The sequence below is a fragment of the Mesorhizobium huakuii genome (assembly GCF_030160235.1).
GTDB lineage: Bacteria > Pseudomonadota > Alphaproteobacteria > Rhizobiales > Rhizobiaceae > Mesorhizobium > Mesorhizobium huakuii.
The window spans coordinates 267,298-282,867 of sequence record NZ_BSNY01000047.1; the positions used below are offsets into that span (position 1 = coordinate 267,298).

Here is a 15,570-nt window from a genome sequence, read left to right on the forward strand (position 1 = left end):
TTCTTCAGTGTTGGCGCCGCCCCTCATCCGCCTGCCGGCACCTTCTCCCCGTAAACGGGGAGAAGGTGGAAGCATCAATCGCCGACGCTCTGCATCTGGCGCTTCTCGTCATAGGCCTTGCGCGCCGCGTTCACCTGCGGCCGCGCAGAAACTTCCGGCACCGCCACATCCCACCAATGGCCACCGGCATCGGTGGAGACCAGCGGGTCGGTGTCGATGACCAGCACGGTAGTGCGATCATTCGTCTTGGCCTTCCGCAAGGCGTTTTCCAGGCCGGCGATCGACGGCACCTTTTCTGATATCGCGCCCATGCTCGCCGCATGCGCGGCGAAGTCGATGTCGGGCAGGATTTCGTGGCGCGAGTCCTTCAACAGATTGTTGAAGTTGGCGCCCCCGGTCGCCATCTGCAGCCGGTTGATGCAGCCATAGCCGCGGTTGTCGAGCAGCACGATGGTCAGCTTCAAACCCAGCATCACCGAGGTGGCGATCTCGGAATTCAGCATCAGGTAGGAGCCGTCGCCGATCATGACGACGACCTCTTCGCCGGGCTTGGCCATCTTGGTGCCGAGCCCGCCGGCAATCTCGTAGCCCATGGTCGAGAAACCGTATTCGGCGTGGTAGGAGCCGGGCGCGCCGGCCTGCCAAAGCTTGTGCAATTCGCCGGGCAGACCGCCGGCGGCATGCAGCAAGGTCACGCCGGAGCCCATCGCCCGCTGCACGGCGCCGATCACTTGCGCGTCGGATGGGGAGGCGGCGTTGGTCGATGCCGTCACCTTGGCCGCGTCGGCTTGCCAGGCCTCTTTGCCCTTGGCCGCATTGTCGGTCCAGGCGGCAGGCGCCTTCCAGCCTTTCAGCGCCGCGCCAAGCTCCGCGAGCCCCTCGGCCGCATCGGCGACCAGTGGCAGCGCGCGGTGCTTGCCGGCATCGAAAGGCTGGACGTTGAGGCCGATAATGGTCTTGCCGGAATTCTTGAACAGCGCCCAGGAGCCGGTGGTGAAATCCTGGAGGCGCGTGCCAATGGCCAGTACGACATCGGCTTCTTCCGCCAGCCGGTTGGCGGCCGAGGTGCCGGTGACGCCGACCGCCGCCATGTTGAGCGGATGATCGTCCGGCAGCGAGGATTTGCCGCCTTGCGTCTCGCAGACCGGAACGCCGGCGCCTCCGGCGAATTTAGCCAGTTCATCGGAGGCCTGCGAATAGAGAACGCCGCCGCCGGCGATGATCAGCGGCTTCTTCGCACCCTTGAGCGCCGCCACAGCGGCGGCGAGTTCGTGGCGATCCGGGCGCGGCCGGCGCTGGTGCCAGACACGCTCGGCGAAAAAGCTCTCGGGATAGTCATAGGCTTCGGCTTGCACGTCCTGGCAGAGCGACAGCGTCACCGGGCCGCAATCGGCCGGATCGGTCAGCACCTGCATGGCGCGGCTCAGCGCCGGGATGATCTGCTCGGGCCGGGTGATGCGGTCGAAATAGCGCGACACCGGACGGAAGCAGTCATTGACCGTCGCCGTGCCGTCGGAAAAGTCCTCGGCCTGCTGCAGCACCGGATCGGGGATGCGGTTGGCGAAGACATCACCGGGCAAAAACAGGACAGGCAACCTGTTTACATGGGCAAGGGCCGCCGCCGTCACCATGTTGAGCGCGCCGGGGCCGATCGACGAGGTCGCGGCCATGAAGCGGCCGCGGAAATTGGCCTTGGCATAGGCGATCGCCGCATGCGCCATCGCCTGTTCATTGTGGGCGCGGAAGGTCGGCAGTTCGTTTCGCACCTGGTAGAGCGCCTCGCCGATGCCGGCGACATTGCCGTGGCCGAAGATCGCCCAGACGCCACCGAAGATCGGCATCTTCTTGCCGTCGATCTCGGTCATCTGGCGGGACAGGAAGCGGGTCAGCGCCTGCGCCATCGTCAGGCGGATTGTCTTGCTCATGGTGTTTTTCCTCCGCAGTCCTTCTGCCGCGCCTTCTTATGCCGCCTTGCGGCCTCGCGCGGCAAGCCACGCCTCGGTCAACTGTTCGAAGCGCGACGCCATGTCGGCGATGGCCTCGTCGTCCGACATCCTGCCGGCCAGCCACTCCTCGGCCGCATGGACGAAGATGGTGCGGCCGACGGCGAAGCCCTTGACGATCGGCGCCTTGGCGGTGGCGGCGAAGGCCGCCTCCAGCTCGTCCTGCGGCGCTTCCAGGCCGAGCAGCACGATGCCACGACACCAGGGATCATGCTTCAGGATCACCGCTTCGATCCTCGCCCAGGCGCCAGCTGAAGCCTGCGGTTCGAGCTTCCACCAGTCCGGCTTGATGCCGAGCGCGTAAAGCTCTTCCAGCGCGCGCGGAATGGTCGTGTCGTCGAGCTTGCCGTGCTTGCCGGCGATGATCTCGACGAGCAGTTCCCGGCCGACTTTCCGCGCCGCCTCGAACAGCGAGCGCAATTTCTGCTGCTGTTCTTCCTTGAGCGCCGCCGGATCGTCCGGGTGATAGAAGCAAAGGCACTTGATGCAGTGGTCGACCGGCCATTCCACCAGCTGCGAGCCGATGTCCTGCGAGAATTCGAAGCGCAGCGGCCGCGAGCCCGGCAGTTCCACCGGGCGTCCGAGCCAGGCGAAGGAATGCCTGGCGAATTCGAACATCGCCTCGCGGCCATGTTTCTCGTCGATCAGCATGCCATAGCCGTCGCGGCCGGCGGCAACCTTCGCCGCCGCCTTGACCGCCAGCACCTTGAAGTCGCGGATGCGCGCCGGATCGGCGCCGGCCTTAGCCGCCACGTCCTCGAGCTGAACGCGGTGGTCGCAGGCGAGCGCCATCAGCGAGGGGATGTCGCGCCGCCGGGTGGTTGCCCAATGGATGTGGTTGATCGCCTCGTCCTTGCGCAGCGCCTTGTATTTGCTGCCGTTCTTGAGGAAGAACTGCAGCTCCTCGAAGGTCGGATATTCCGGCGCACAGAGCAGCCGCGACACGGCGAAGGCGCCGCAGGCATTGGCCCAGGTCGCCGCCGTCGCATGGTCTTCGCCACCGAGCCAGCCGCGCAGGAAGCCGGACATGAAGGCGTCGCCGGCGCCCAGCACATTGTAGATCTCGATCGGAAAACCCTTGCCGACGACACCGTCCTCGAGGTCGTCGCTGATCGGTCCGTCATAGACGATGCAGCCCATGGCGCCGCGTTTCAAGACGATGGTGGCCGCCGACAGCGCGCGGACGGTCTTCAGCGCGCTCAGGCAATCGTCGGCGCCCGAGGCGATCATGATCTCTTCCTCGGTGCCGACGATGAGATCGCAATCCGGCAGAACCGTCTTCAGCTGCGCCGAGACCCGGTCGGATTTGACATAGCGCTCGAAGCCTTCGGCATGGCCGGCAAGGCCCCACAGATTGGGCCGATAGTCGATGTCGAAGACAACCTTGCCGCCCTTGGCTTTCATGATGCGGATCGCCTTGCGCTGGGCGGCGTCGCTGTTGGGGCGTGAAAAATGCGTGCCGGTGACGACGATCGAACGCGCCGAGGCGATGAAGGCCTCGTCAATGTCTTCCGGCGCCAGCGCCATGTCGGCGCAGTCCGAGCGGTAGAAGATCATCGGCGAAACGCCCTCGCTCTCGACCGAAAGCAGCACCAGCGCCGTCAACCGCTCCTTGTCGGTCTTCAGTCCGTCGGTGTTGACGCCTTCGCGCTTGAGCTGTTCGCGGATGAAGCGGCCCATCTGCTCGTCGCCGACGCGCGTCAGCAGCGCCGAGCGCAGGCCGAGCCTCGCCGTGCCGACCGAAATGTTGGCGGGGCAGCCACCGACCGACTTGGCGAAAGAGGTGATGTCCTCGAGCCGCGAGCCGATCTGCTGGCCATAGAGGTCGACGGAAGCGCGACCGATGGTGATGACGTCGAGCAGCGCCTGTCTGGCGTCCACGGCTTCGCTCATTGGAACCTCCCGTCAGTCTTGTTGTCAGGAACAACATTGTTTGGGTAACACGCGCGAGCGGCAGCGTGGTGCCGGGAATATGAAATAATAATTCCAATCCATAGTCAATATGGAATGAGCATTCCCCGACCTAAAATTGCCTTTTGGCGCAGGCTCAGGCTTTGCGCTTGCGGCCCATATCGCGCCGCTTCTCGCCGACGCCGACGGTCAGCGCCATGGCCAGCGCCATCGTCGCCGACAGCGAACGGAAGCCGGCGAAATCCGCCTCGGCAACCTCGAACCAGACCCTGGCGAACTGGGCAAGCGGTGAAAACGAGCTGTCGGTGATGGCGACGATCGGTACGCCCTGCTCCGAAATGGTACGGGCTTCCTCGATGGTTGCCGGCGCATAGGGCGAGAAGGAGATGGCGATGACGGCGTCCGCCGGCGTGGCGAAGGCGATCATCTCGGCGTTCAGGCCGGCGGCCGATTCGATCAGCTGGTTGCGGATCTTCAGCTTGCCCAGCGCATAGGCGATATAGGTCGCCACCGGATAGGAGCGCCGCTTGGCCAGGACATAGATGGTCTGCGCCTTGGCCAGCAGCGAAATCGCGTCTTCCAGATGCGCGTCATCAAGCGTGCGGGAAATGTCGTTGAGCGAGGTGCTGGCGGCGGCGACGAAACCGTCGAAGATCGCCCGATGGCCGGCGCCGCCCTCGGCCTTGGCGCGCAGCGCCTGCAGCCTTTCGTCATAGGATGAGTTGCGCTCGCGCAGCCGCTCGCGAAACACCTGCTGCAGGCTGGTGAAGCCGTCGAAACCGAGCTGCTGGGCAAAGCGGATCAGGGTTGAGGGCTGCACGCCGGCCGAGGCGGCGATGCTGGCGGCGGTTCCGAAGGCGATGTCGTCAGGATTGTCGAGTGCGTAGGCGGCGATCTGGGCGATGCGCTTGGGCAGGCTTTCGCGCCGGTCGAGGATGGTGGCGCGCAGCGTTTCGAAGTCGCGAGGTATCCGTTCGTCCATCGTCGGCCCGTCCAAGCTTGTCCAAAGCGCGTCAGCGCGCTTTAGACCATTTGATTCCATGTATGTCGTTGTCCCAAAACCGCTGCGCACTTTTGGGCGACATGCATTGGAAGCGTCCTCTCTGCCCCATCATAGCGAGCCTGCGCAAGAACGCCATAAAAAATGAGGCAGACATTCCATTTCGAGAGAAAATGGACTAATTCATCCACGCAGAGCTTCAGGCAGCGGAGGAAACGAAAAATGGTCGGCGTCGGTCTTATAGGCACGGGTTTCATGGGCAAATGCCACGCCATTGCGTGGAGTGCCGTCGGCGCCGTCTTTCCCGACGTGGCCAAGCCCAGGCTCGTCCATCTCGGCGAGGTCAATGAGGAGCTTGCCCAGCGCAAGGCCGGCGAGTTCGGCTTCGCCAAGGCCTCCGGCGACTGGCGCGCCGTCGTCAACGATCCGGAAGTCGACATCGTCTCGCTGACCACGCCCAACCAGTTCCATCCGGAAATGGCCATCGCCATCCTCCAGGCCGGCAAGCATCTGTGGTGCGAAAAGCCGATGGCGCCGAGCTTTGCCGAAGCCGAGGCGATGGCGGAAGCGGCCAGGAAATCCGGCAAGGTCGCTGCGCTCGGCTACAATTACATCCAGAGCCCTGCCATCCGTCACATCGGCGCGCTGCTCGACGAAAAGATCATCGGCGAGGTCAACCATCTGCGCATCGAGATGGACGAGGATTTCATGGCTGATCCCGAAGCGCTGTTATTCTGGAAGCACGAGGCCGCTTCCGGATACGGCGCGCTCGACGATTTCGCCGTGCATCCGCTGTCGCTGGTCTCGGTCCTGTTCGGCCGCGTCGCCAGCGTCATCTGCGACATGGCCAAGCCCTATGCCGACCGCAAGCTGGCGGCGGGCGGACGCCGCGCGGTCGAGACCTACGATATCGCCAGCGTCCTGATGCATCTGGAAAACGGCATTGCCGGCACGCTTCAGGTCAACCGTTCGGCCTGGGGCCGCAAGGGCCGCATCGCCATCCAGATCTTCGGCTCCAAGGGGTCGATACTGTTCGACCAGGAGCGGATGAACGAATTGCAGCTCTATCTCACCGCCGATCGCCCGACCGAGCAGGGCTACCGCACCATCCTGGTGGCGCCGCATCACAGGCCGTACGACGCCTTCCTGCCGGCGCCCGGCCATGGCCTGGGCTTCAACGACCTCAAGATCATCGAGTGCCACGAACTGCTGACGCGGCTCGCCGGCAGGCCGGCGCGCCTCATCGAATTCGCCGAGGGTCTGGAGATCGAGCGCACCGTGCACGCCATGGCGCGCTCCTTCGAAGCAAAGCGCTGGGTGGATGTGCGGTAGTATCGCTCGCCTCAACCACCGACGGCTGGGGTCTCCCAGCCTTCGACCCAGATCTGGCGCAGGCGGTCGCCTTCGCCCTTGAAGTGCAGCCCGGTCGGCTGGCAACCCTCGATGCGGTCGCTGCGGAAATTGCGGATGGCGTGCCGCAGTTCGCACCAGGCGACGATGTTGGCGGACTCGGCGTAATAGATCAGCGCGATCGGCCGGATGATGCGTTGCGTGGCCCGGCCTGCTTCGTCGCGATAGGAGAGGTCGAGCTTCTCCTCGTCGCGGATGGCGCGGCGCACCAGCGCCAGGTCGATCGTGCCGGCCGAGGGTGCTGCAAAACCCCAGGCATGCAGCGCATTGGCCTCGAATGTCTGGCGCAGCGGCGGCGGCACCGCGCCGGCGATCTTGCTGCTGACGCGCTTGGCCGCCTGTTTGAGCTCGTCGTCCCCCGTGCGCTCCAGCAGCGCCAGCGACAGCACGATCGCCTCCATCTCCTCGATCGAAAACATCAGCGGCGGCAGGTCGAAACCGGGGCGCAGTATGTAACCGATGCCGCGCCCGCCCTCGATCGGCACGCGCATCGCCTGCAGCGCAGCGATGTCGCGATAAATCGAGCGGATCGTCACTTCCAGCCGCTCGGCGATCATGGCAGCCGTCACCGGCTGCCGCGCCAGCCGCAGGATCTGGATGATCTCGAACAGGCGTGACGCCTTGCGCATTTTCCTCACCCGGTTCCGACCGCAACTGACACACCATTGTCAGTTGAGTCGACCTATAGGACTGCCTATCGAATTGAAAATCAACAGGTTCCGCTACGGCTTGGTGGAACGAGAGGGCAGGCAACTGACATGGGTTACGCGGAAAATCTCTGGCTCTTCTTTATCCTGCTGTTCGGCATCATCGCCGTTCCGGGCATGGACATGCTGTTCGTGCTGGCCAATGCGCTGACCGGCGGCCGCGACAGGGGCCTGGCCGCGACCGGCGGCATCATGGTCGGCGGTATGGTGCACACGCTGAACGGGGCGATCGGCGTCGGCCTGCTCATGCATTTCGTGCCGATCCTGTTCAAGCCGCTGCTGATTGCCGGCGCCGCCTACATGGCCTTCATCGGCATCACGCTGATGCGCAGCTCCATCACCGTCGGCCAGGACGGGCCTGTCGGCAGCCGCTCCGCGTGGAAGGCGTTTCGCCAGGGACTGGTGACCTGCCTGATCAATCCGAAGGCGTATCTCTTCGTGCTTGCCGTGTATCCGCAGTTCCTGAAGCCGGACTACGGCCCGATCTGGATGCAGGCGACGGTCATGGGCCTGATGACGGTCATCACGCAGGCCGCGATCTATGGTGGGCTTGCAATCACCGCCGGTCGCAGCCGTAAGCTATTGATCGCCAATCCGCGGGCGACCATTCTTGCCGGCCGGGCGGCCGGGCTGCTGCTTTTCGCGGTCTCGGTGTTCACTGCTTGGGAAGGACTAAGGGCGGCGTAGTCTAACTCTTTGTTGGAGCATGATCTCTGGACAAACGGAAACCGTTTGTCCGAGAAAACCGGTTTCCACTTTTCGGGATCATGCTCTAGCGCCGCCCTTCCCGCATCGTCATCGGATCAGGCGGCGCCCTGCCGGTTTTCCAGCATGGCGCGACGCGCCGAGCGGCGCCACTCGACGGCCCCGGCAAGGCCGTGCAGCACCGTCTCGGTGGTCGCCCAGTCGATGCAGCCATCGGTGATGCTCTGGCCGTAGACGAGCGGCTTGCCCGGCACCACGTCCTGCCGGCCGGCGACGAGGTTGCTCTCGATCATCAGGCCGATGATGCGCTCGTCGCCCGCCGCCACCTGGCCCGCCACATCGGCCGCCACCTTGGGCTGGTTCTCCGGCTTCTTGGCCGAGTTGGCGTGGCTGACGTCGATCATCAGCCGGGGCGCGACACCGATGCGGGCGAGTTCGACCGAGGCCGCCTCGACGCTTGCCGCGTCATAGTTGGGCTGAACGCCGCCGCGCAGGATGACATGGCAGTCTTCATTGCCGGTGGTCGTGGCGATGCCGCTGCGCCCGCCCTTGGTGACCGCCATGAAATGATGCGGCTGGGCGGCCGACTTCACCGCTTCGCCGGCGATCCTGAGATTGCCGTCGGTGCCGTTCTTGAAGCCGACCGGGCAGGACAGACCCGAGGCCAGCTCGCGGTGGATCTGGCTCTCGGTGGTGCGCGCGCCGATGGCGCCCCAGGCGACGAGGTCGGCAATGTATTGCGGCGTGGTCATGTCGAGGAATTCGGTCGCCGCCGGCAGGCCGAGATTGTTGACGGCCGACAGCACGTTGCGCGCCATCCTGAGCCCCTTGTCGATGTTGAAGCTGCCGTCGAGATCAGGATCGTTGATCAGGCCCTTCCAGCCGACCGTGGTGCGCGGCTTCTCGAAATAGACCCGCATCACGATCTCGAGCCGGTCGGACAGGGTCTCGCGCAGCGCCGCCAGACGGCTGGCATAGTCAACGGCCGCGACCGGATCGTGGATCGAACAAGGTCCGACGACGACAAGCAATCGGTCGTCGGTGCCGTTCAAAATGGCATGGATGGCGTTGCGTGAGGCGCTGACGGTGCGCGTCGCCGTCAGCGTGCGCGGGATCTCCCGCATCACCTGGTCCGGCGTGCTCAGTTCTCGGATTTCCTTGACCCGAAGGTCGTCTGTGGTGGTCAACACGGCTTTCTGCTCCTGTTTGGGAACCTGCCGGCTGAAACAAAAAAGCCGCCAGGTCTGGCGGCTGTTCGGATATTGTTGCTGCAATCTTCAGATCGAGCGCAATCCTCCCGCCGCCAGCGAGCTGCTAAAGTACCAATAGGTGGCGGACAGGTGGATCATGCGGCTCATATAGTCGAAGCGGAGGCGTTTGTCACGTACCTGATGGCTGTCAATTCCGGGTAGGCCGAACCCTCGCGATTTCGTCATCTTTGGGCGAAGCAGGAGCGAAGCTCCGTCGCGGAGACCCGAGGATCCATTTCGCGACCTCAGTCGAAGGGTGCAGCGGAGCAGAATTCTGCACCGCGGCGGCGCTCAGGAGTCCCGGCATGGATCCTCGGGTCTGCGCCGCGTCGCTGCGCTCCTTGCTCCGCCCGTGGATGACGAAGTGATCGGCGTTTCCGCCAGACCGCCGTTTCTACTCCGGCGACGACCCCGCAACACTCTGGTCGTAGTCGACCAGCGATCCGGTCATGACGCCCGATTGCGGGCTGACCATGTAGCTGATCAGCCGCGCGAGCTGGTCTGGTTTCACCAACTGGCCCATCGGCTGCGCGGCTTCGGCCTTCGCCAGCCAGTCGTCAGGGGCGTCGTGCCATTTCTTCTGCACGATGTCCTCGCCCTCGGTGTCCATCCAGCCGGGCAGCACGGCGTTGCAGCGGATGCGGTTGAAGCGATAGGCGTTGGCGACGTTCTTGGTCAGCGTCATCAGCGCGCCCTTGCTTGTGGAATAGGGCGTCAGGAACGACTGGCCGGTATGCGCCGACATCGAAAGCACGTTGACGATCGAGCCGGGCGCCTTGCGCTCCAGGAGATGGGTGACCAGCCCCTGCATCAGGAAGAAGGGTCCACGCACATTGGTGTCGAAAATCTGATCGAAGAGCTCTTCCGAGGTTTCGACCAGCGAGCCGCGTGCCGAGGTGGCGGCGGCGTTGACCAGAGCGTTCAGCGTGCCGAAATGCGCGAGCGCGGTCGAAACCGCGCGCTTGCAGTCCGCTACCTTCGAGACGTCGGCGCTGATGAAGATGGCGTCGACGCCGGCCTTTTTGAAGTGGGCGACGGCCTTGTCGCCCTTCTCCTGCGAGCGGCCGATGAGCGCCAGCGCCCGGCAGCCTTCGTCGGCCAGCGCCTCGGCGACGGCAAAGCCGATGCCTTGCGCGCCGCCGGTGACGATAGCGCGTGTCTCATGATTGCGATCGGCGGATGCGCTCATCGTTTTGCTCCTGGTGGCTTGGATCCGGATTCCGGTTCTTACTTGTCGAGACGGACGGTCTTGCCCGTCGTCGCCGACTTCAGCGCCGCATCCGCCAGCTTCAGCGCCACAAGGCCGTCGGCGCCGCTCGGCGCCGCCTTCTTGCCGGACGTCGCGGCGGCGATGAACGAGGCGATCTCGATGGCATAGGCGTCGAGGTAGCGGGTCATGAAGAAATCGTGCAGCGGCGGGCGCGTATAACCCTTCTCATTGGCCAGTTCGATCGACACCGGCCGCTGGTTCTCGGCCGCGATCATGCCTTTCGAGCCATGCACCTCGATGCGCTGGTCGTAGCCATAGGTGGCGCGGCGCGAATTGGAGATCACGGCCTGCTTGCCGGAAGCCGTCTCGAGGATGACGCTGACGCTATCGAAATCGCCGGCCTCGCCGATCTTCTTGTCGACCAGCACCGAGGCATGCGCGGAGACGGCGACCGGCTCCTCGCCGAGCAGGAAGCGCGCCATGTCGAAATCATGGATGGTCATGTCGCGGAAAATACCGCCGGAGCGCTTGATATAGTCGATCGGCGGCGCGCCGGGATCGCGCGAAGTGATGGTGACCATCTCGACCGTGCCGATGGCGCCGTCGTCGATCGCCTTGCGCACGGCGGCGAAATGCGGATCGAAGCGGCGGTTGAAGCCGACCATCAGCGTCGCCTTGGCCTTCTCGACCACGGCCAGGCATTTCTCGACGCGCTTGACGTTCAGGTCGATCGGCTTCTCGCAGAAGATCGCCTTGCCGGCCTTGGCGAAACGCTCGATCAGATCGGCATGGGTGTCGGTTGGGGTGCAGATGACGACGGCGTCAATGTCCTTGGACTTTTCGATGGCGTCGATGGTGCGCACCTCGGCGCCGTAGGCGCTCGCCAGCTCTTTTGCTGCCTTCTCGAAGGCATCGGCCACCGCCACCAGTTTTGCATCGGGGTTGGAGCCGACGGCGCGGGCGTGGACCTTGCCGATGCGGCCGGCACCGAGGAGGGCGAAACGAACAGTCATGGATATTTCCTCTGAGGGATGGGTTCGAGAGTGTTGTGTCCGCACCTTCCGGTCAAGGAAAGGTGGCTGGGGTATTTTCCTGGCGCGGCAGATCGTCCCGGAACCGGGCAACCGCTCCGCCTAGGCCGCGAGTTCCGCCTCCCCGGTCTTGGCACCGGTGATGTAGGAGACGATGTCCTGGCCGTCGGTGTTCTCCTTGCGCAGATTGGCGACGATGCGGCCGCGCCGGAACACCACGATGCGGTCGCACAGGTCGAACACCTGGCGCATATTGTGGCTGATCAGGATCAGCGGCTCGCCATTGTCCTTGAGCGTGCGGATGATGTTTTCGACCTGCGCCGTCTCCTGCACGCCGAGTGCGGCAGTCGGCTCGTCCATGATGATCAGCTTGGAGGCGAAGGTCGCGGTCCGGGCGATCGCCACGCACTGCCGCTGGCCGCCCGACATGTGGCGGATCGTGTTGGAAAGGTTGGGGATCTTCACCGCGGTGCGCACCAGTGCAGCCTCGGTCGCCTTGCGCATGTATTTGCGGTCGAGGATCGAGAAGGGGCCGAGATTGAACAGCAGCTTTTCGCGGCCGAGGAAAAGGTTAGACGGCACGTCGAGATCATCGGCCAGCGCCAGGTTCTGGAACACAGTCTCGATGCCCGCGGTGCGGGCCTCGATCGGCCCGGCAAAATTCACTTCCTTGCCGTCGAACCAGATCTGGCCGCTGGTGCGCTGCTCGACAGCGGTGATCTGGCGCACGAAGGTCGATTTGCCGGCGCCATTGTCGCCCATGATGGCGACATGCTCGCCCTTGCGCAGCTCGAAATTGGCGCCTTCCAGCGCGTGCACGCCGCCATAGCGCTTGGTCAGGTTTTCGGTCTTCAGGACGATATCTGACATGGTCAAGCCCTCAATGCCCGCAGGCGTTGGCGCCACTGGTCGAGAACGACCGCACCGACGATGATCACGCCCTTGACCATCTCCTGGTAGTAGGCGTCGAGGCGCAGAAAGGTGAAGCCGGAGATGATGACGCCGAAGATCAGCGAGCCGATCACCGTGCCGATGATCGAGCCGCGGCCGCCCGACAGCGAGACACCGCCGATGACCGCCATGGCGATGGCGTCGAGTTCATACATCACCCCCATGCCGGCCTGGGCGGTGAGGTTCTTGGACGAGAGCACCACGGCGGCGAGCGAGGCGAGAATGCCGGCGATGACGTAGACCAGGATCTTGTGGTTGGCGATCTTGATGCCGGACATGCGCGCGGCGTCCTCGTTGGAGCCGATCGCGTAACAATGCTTGCCGTAGCGTGTGTAGGTCATGATGAGCTGGAACAGCACGGCCAGCGACAGGAAGATGATGACGGGCATAAGGCCCTTGCCGATCGCGGCGAAACTGTCGGTGGGAAAGGAGATCGGCTGGCCCTTCGACCACCATTTGGCGATGCCGCGCGCGGTCACCATCATGCCGAGCGTGGCGATGAAGGGCGGAATGCGCGTGTAGGCGATCAAGGAGCCATTGACGAGGCCGGCGAGCAGCCCGCAGCCGATCGCCACCAGCAGCGGCACGATGACGGGCAGGTCCGTCCAGCCCTGCGCCAGGAACATTGCCTTCGGGTTGGGATTGCCGTTGACGGTCGCCACCTGGGCGAAACTCATGGCGATCATCGCGGTCGCGCCGACGATCGAACCGGAAGACAGGTCGATGCCGCCGCAGATGATCACCTGCGTCACGCCAATGGCGATGATGCCGACGATCGACACCTGCAGGATGATGATCTGCAGCCGGGCCTCATTGAAGATCCCCGACACGTCGCTGCGGGTGTTGAACAGGAAACTGTCGCCCAGAAAGATGCGGCCGATCAGTTCGAAGATGACGACGAGAATGACGAGCGCCAGGAAAACGTTGAATTCGGCCGGCCAGGCGCGCTTCTTCGCATCGTAGGTGAGCCCTCCGACGCCATGAGATGTCTGTGCCAATCTTCTATCCTCCGTCAGCCACGATCACGCCTCGAGCGCCTTCAGGCGCCGAGGGAAGGGGAGCGGCGCTGCCTTTTGCGCGAGCGCCGCTCCCCCTATGTCCGCGGCTCAGTTCTTCTTCAGGAACTTGTCGATGTTTGCCGGGGTCACAAGCTGGAACGGCACGTAGACCTTGTGCTCGACCTTCTCGCCCTTGGACAGTTTCAGCGCCGCGTCCAGCGCGCCCGCGCCCTGGCCGGCCGCGTCCTGGAACACGGTTGCGTCGAGGTCGCCGGCCTGCATGGCCGCCAGCGCGTCCTGCGTGGCGTCGACGCCGCCGACGACAACCGACTTCATGTCGATGTTGGCGGCCTTCATCGCCTGGATGGCGCCGATGGCGCTTTCGTCATTGTTGGCGATGACGCCGTCGAACTTCTTGCCGGTCGACAGCCAGTTGGTCATCAGGTTCTGCGCCTCGTCGCGGTTCCAGTTCGAGGTCTGCTTGTCGATGATCTTGATGAAGCTGCAGTCCGGCGTGGCGATCACCTCTTCGATGTCCTTGGTGCGCTGCACGGCGGCCTGGTTGGAAAGCTCGCCCATGATCACATAGACATTGGCTTCCTTCTTGCCGGCTTCCTTGAACAGGCGGCAGACTTCCTTGGTCTCGAGCGTGCCGGAATCGGCTTCGTTCGAGGCGACGAAGGCTTGGTTGTCGGGCAGCGAGTTCACATTGACCGGCTCGCGGTTGACATAGACCAGCGGGATCTTGGCGGCAGCCGCAGCGTCCGACATCGCCTGCGTGGCGGACGTATCGACCGGGTTGACGATGATGGCGTCGACGCCCGAAGCCGCGAAGTTCTTGATCTGGTCGAGTTGCTTGGCAACGTCGTTCTGTGCGTCTTCGACCTGCAGTTCGACGCCGCTCATGCCCTTGGCCTGGGCGATCATGCCGTTGCGCAGCACGGTGAGGAAGTTGTCATCGAACTTGGCCATCGATACGCCGATCTTGGCGGCAAAAGCCGATGAACTCATCAGCGCCGCGAAGGCGACGCCCAAAAGCAGTTTCTTCATTGTATCTCTCCTCCACGTTTGGTGTCCGGTTGCACCGATTTATCCGGAATCCCCGATCTCCCCGGGGAATCTCTCCCTGATATCGCTTCGCTCCGTGTGGCATTCCCTGTCTGGGCTGGAACGCCAAGCCTCCGTCTGAAACAGACGTTCCGGAACGAAAGAACCAAAATGTACAGTTGGTGAAATATTTATTCCATTCCAGCGGAACGTCAAGGGCGATTCCGTGGCCTACCGCCGGATTTTCGGATCGCTCTGATGGATTCTATCATTCCCGGCGGCTGTTCCCGCCCGCGAAAGGTCAGATATTTTCCGGCAGATAGATGTCGAAGGGCAGGAAGGTCTGGCCAGGCGCGTTGGCCGCGCCGGCTTCGATGGCATGCACCATCCGATCGACCAGTTCGCGGCAGAGCGCGGCCAGCGGCGTCGAGATCACCATGGTGAGGATATTGTCGGCGAGCGCCGCGCGCGACTCGGCGTTGATCTCGTTGCAGACGACCACCGGCATATTTGCGGGCCTTGCCGCCCGCAGCGCTGAGACAGCGCCTTCCATACCACCGCCCGCGACGTAGCAGCCGGCAAGATCCGGATAACGCGCCAGGAGATCGATCATCGCATCATGGGTTACCTGGTTCGCTTCCAGATTGACCAGCGTTTCCAGCACGCTGAAGTCGGGTGCATGCTCGCGGAAGAAAGAACGGAAGCCGATCTCGCGCAACTCGTGGCCATGGAAGCGATGGCTGCCGACGAAGAGGGCGACCTTGCCAGGCCGCCGCGCCGCCCTGGCGATCATCCAGGCCGCGGTGCGGCCGACCTTGCGGTTATCAAGGCCGACATAGCCCTCGCGGATACCGGCGGCAAAGTCGGACAGCAGCGAGAAGACCGGTTGCCCTCTGGCCTTCAACGCCTCGACCGCCGCCGTCAGGGTCGGATGGTCCGGGCCGACAACGGCGATGGCCCTCGATCTTGCCGCCAGCCTGCGCATCTGGGCGGCGATCTCGTCGGGGACAAGGGAACTGGCGAAGTCGATGGTTGCGGCGCCGCGGAACCGCTGCGATTGCGACACCGCCAGTTCGAGCTCCGCTGCGAAATCGCCGTAGAAGACATCGTTGCCTCGCAAGAGCAGGAAGCCGAGCCGGTACTCCGGCAATTCATGGCGCATCCGCTGCTTGATCAGGCCGGCCGCGTGATAGCCGATCTCGGTCGCGGTCTCATAGACGCGTCGCGCGGTCTCCTCACGCACCGGCAGGCGATTGTTGAGCACGCGGTCCACCGTGGCGACGCTGACGCCGGAGATGCGCGCCAGATCTGTAATGGTCGGCCGTTTCGCCATGATCGTCCTCGGTT

At 64.0% G+C, this 15,570-nt stretch carries 13 protein-coding genes; 2 read left to right on the plus strand and 11 right to left on the minus strand.

All coding sequences use genetic code 11. The features are described 5' to 3' along the window. Nucleotides 1-74: 74 nt before the first annotated feature. The 3 genes from iolD to QQK95_RS23550 form a co-directional block, all read right to left on the minus strand. On the minus strand, nt 75-1,925 hold the full coding sequence (gene iolD, locus QQK95_RS23540; protein ID WP_284276786.1) for a 3D-(3,5/4)-trihydroxycyclohexane-1,2-dione acylhydrolase (decyclizing): 1,851 nt from the start codon (nt 1,923-1,925) through the stop codon (nt 75-77). Between the two features lie 36 nt (nt 1,926-1,961). Continuing rightward, nucleotides 1,962-3,896 (minus strand): bifunctional 5-dehydro-2-deoxygluconokinase/5-dehydro-2-deoxyphosphogluconate aldolase, encoded by a 1,935-nt coding sequence (locus QQK95_RS23545; protein ID WP_284276787.1) that lies wholly within the window; start codon nt 3,894-3,896, stop codon nt 1,962-1,964. A 154-nt stretch (nt 3,897-4,050) separates the two neighbouring features. Continuing rightward, nucleotides 4,051-4,896 carry a MurR/RpiR family transcriptional regulator gene (locus tag QQK95_RS23550; RefSeq protein WP_284276789.1) on the minus strand — a complete coding sequence of 282 codons (846 nt, stop codon included), beginning with the start codon at nt 4,894-4,896 and terminating at the stop codon, nt 4,051-4,053. Nucleotides 4,897-5,136: 240 nt separating this feature from the next. On the opposite strand from QQK95_RS23550, the gene QQK95_RS23555 reads away from it, so the two are divergent. Then, nucleotides 5,137-6,246: a Gfo/Idh/MocA family protein gene (locus QQK95_RS23555; RefSeq protein ID WP_284276790.1), complete on the plus strand. Its 1,110-nt coding sequence runs from the start codon at nt 5,137-5,139 to the stop codon at nt 6,244-6,246. Between the two features lie 11 nt (nt 6,247-6,257). On the opposite strand, the gene QQK95_RS23560 is transcribed toward QQK95_RS23555, so the two are convergent. Then, a complete protein-coding gene (locus QQK95_RS23560; RefSeq protein WP_284276791.1) occupies nt 6,258-6,953 on the minus strand; it encodes a helix-turn-helix transcriptional regulator in 696 nt (231 codons plus the stop codon). A 129-nt stretch (nt 6,954-7,082) separates the two neighbouring features. On the opposite strand from QQK95_RS23560, the gene QQK95_RS23565 reads away from it, so the two are divergent. Beyond that, complete coding sequence (locus tag QQK95_RS23565; RefSeq protein ID WP_284276792.1) at nt 7,083-7,718, plus strand: LysE family translocator; 636 nt, start codon at nt 7,083-7,085, stop codon at nt 7,716-7,718. Nucleotides 7,719-7,834: 116 nt separating this feature from the next. Here QQK95_RS23565 and QQK95_RS23570 read toward each other — a convergent pair whose 3' ends face one another. From QQK95_RS23570 to QQK95_RS23600, 7 genes are all read right to left on the minus strand, one after another. Next, nucleotides 7,835-8,926, minus strand: coding sequence for a 3-deoxy-7-phosphoheptulonate synthase (locus QQK95_RS23570; RefSeq protein WP_096452668.1), 1,092 nt, complete (start codon nt 8,924-8,926; stop codon nt 7,835-7,837). 454 nt (nt 8,927-9,380) lie between these two features. After that, complete coding sequence (locus QQK95_RS23575; protein ID WP_284276794.1) at nt 9,381-10,175, minus strand: SDR family oxidoreductase; 795 nt, start codon at nt 10,173-10,175, stop codon at nt 9,381-9,383. A 38-nt stretch (nt 10,176-10,213) separates the two neighbouring features. Then, nucleotides 10,214-11,209, minus strand: coding sequence for an inositol 2-dehydrogenase (gene iolG / locus QQK95_RS23580; RefSeq protein WP_010912862.1), 996 nt, complete (start codon nt 11,207-11,209; stop codon nt 10,214-10,216). Between the two features lie 120 nt (nt 11,210-11,329). Continuing rightward, a complete protein-coding gene (locus QQK95_RS23585; protein ID WP_284276795.1) occupies nt 11,330-12,097 on the minus strand; it encodes an ATP-binding cassette domain-containing protein in 768 nt (255 codons plus the stop codon). A gap of 2 nt (nt 12,098-12,099) precedes the next feature. Continuing rightward, nucleotides 12,100-13,176 carry an ABC transporter permease gene (locus QQK95_RS23590; protein WP_284276796.1) on the minus strand — a complete coding sequence of 359 codons (1,077 nt, stop codon included), beginning with the start codon at nt 13,174-13,176 and terminating at the stop codon, nt 12,100-12,102. A 108-nt stretch (nt 13,177-13,284) separates the two neighbouring features. Then, nucleotides 13,285-14,226, minus strand: a complete 942-nt coding sequence (locus QQK95_RS23595; RefSeq protein WP_019860851.1) for a sugar ABC transporter substrate-binding protein — start codon at nt 14,224-14,226, stop codon at nt 13,285-13,287. Between the two features lie 298 nt (nt 14,227-14,524). Next, nucleotides 14,525-15,556, minus strand: a complete 1,032-nt coding sequence (locus QQK95_RS23600) for a LacI family DNA-binding transcriptional regulator (protein ID WP_284276798.1) — start codon at nt 15,554-15,556, stop codon at nt 14,525-14,527. Nucleotides 15,557-15,570 lie beyond the last annotated feature (14 nt).

What these genes read in the sequence shown, in the direction of transcription:
- iolD (WP_284276786.1), bottom strand. Translation starts at nt 1,925, where the DNA reads ATGAGCAAGACAATCCGCCTGACGATGGCGCAGGCGCTGACCCGCTTC.
- QQK95_RS23545 (WP_284276787.1), bottom strand. Translation starts at nt 3,896, where the DNA reads ATGAGCGAAGCCGTGGACGCCAGACAGGCGCTGCTCGACGTCATCACC.
- QQK95_RS23550 (WP_284276789.1), bottom strand. Translation starts at nt 4,896, where the DNA reads ATGGACGAACGGATACCTCGCGACTTCGAAACGCTGCGCGCCACCATC.
- QQK95_RS23555 (WP_284276790.1), top strand. Translation starts at nt 5,137, where the DNA reads ATGGTCGGCGTCGGTCTTATAGGCACGGGTTTCATGGGCAAATGCCAC.
- QQK95_RS23560 (WP_284276791.1), bottom strand. Translation starts at nt 6,953, where the DNA reads ATGCGCAAGGCGTCACGCCTGTTCGAGATCATCCAGATCCTGCGGCTG.
- QQK95_RS23565 (WP_284276792.1), top strand. Translation starts at nt 7,083, where the DNA reads ATGGGTTACGCGGAAAATCTCTGGCTCTTCTTTATCCTGCTGTTCGGC.
- QQK95_RS23575 (WP_284276794.1), bottom strand. Translation starts at nt 10,175, where the DNA reads ATGAGCGCATCCGCCGATCGCAATCATGAGACACGCGCTATCGTCACC.
- iolG (WP_010912862.1), bottom strand. Translation starts at nt 11,209, where the DNA reads ATGACTGTTCGTTTCGCCCTCCTCGGTGCCGGCCGCATCGGCAAGGTC.
- QQK95_RS23585 (WP_284276795.1), bottom strand. Translation starts at nt 12,097, where the DNA reads ATGTCAGATATCGTCCTGAAGACCGAAAACCTGACCAAGCGCTATGGC.
- QQK95_RS23595 (WP_019860851.1), bottom strand. Translation starts at nt 14,226, where the DNA reads ATGAAGAAACTGCTTTTGGGCGTCGCCTTCGCGGCGCTGATGAGTTCA.
- QQK95_RS23600 (WP_284276798.1), bottom strand. Translation starts at nt 15,556, where the DNA reads ATGGCGAAACGGCCGACCATTACAGATCTGGCGCGCATCTCCGGCGTC.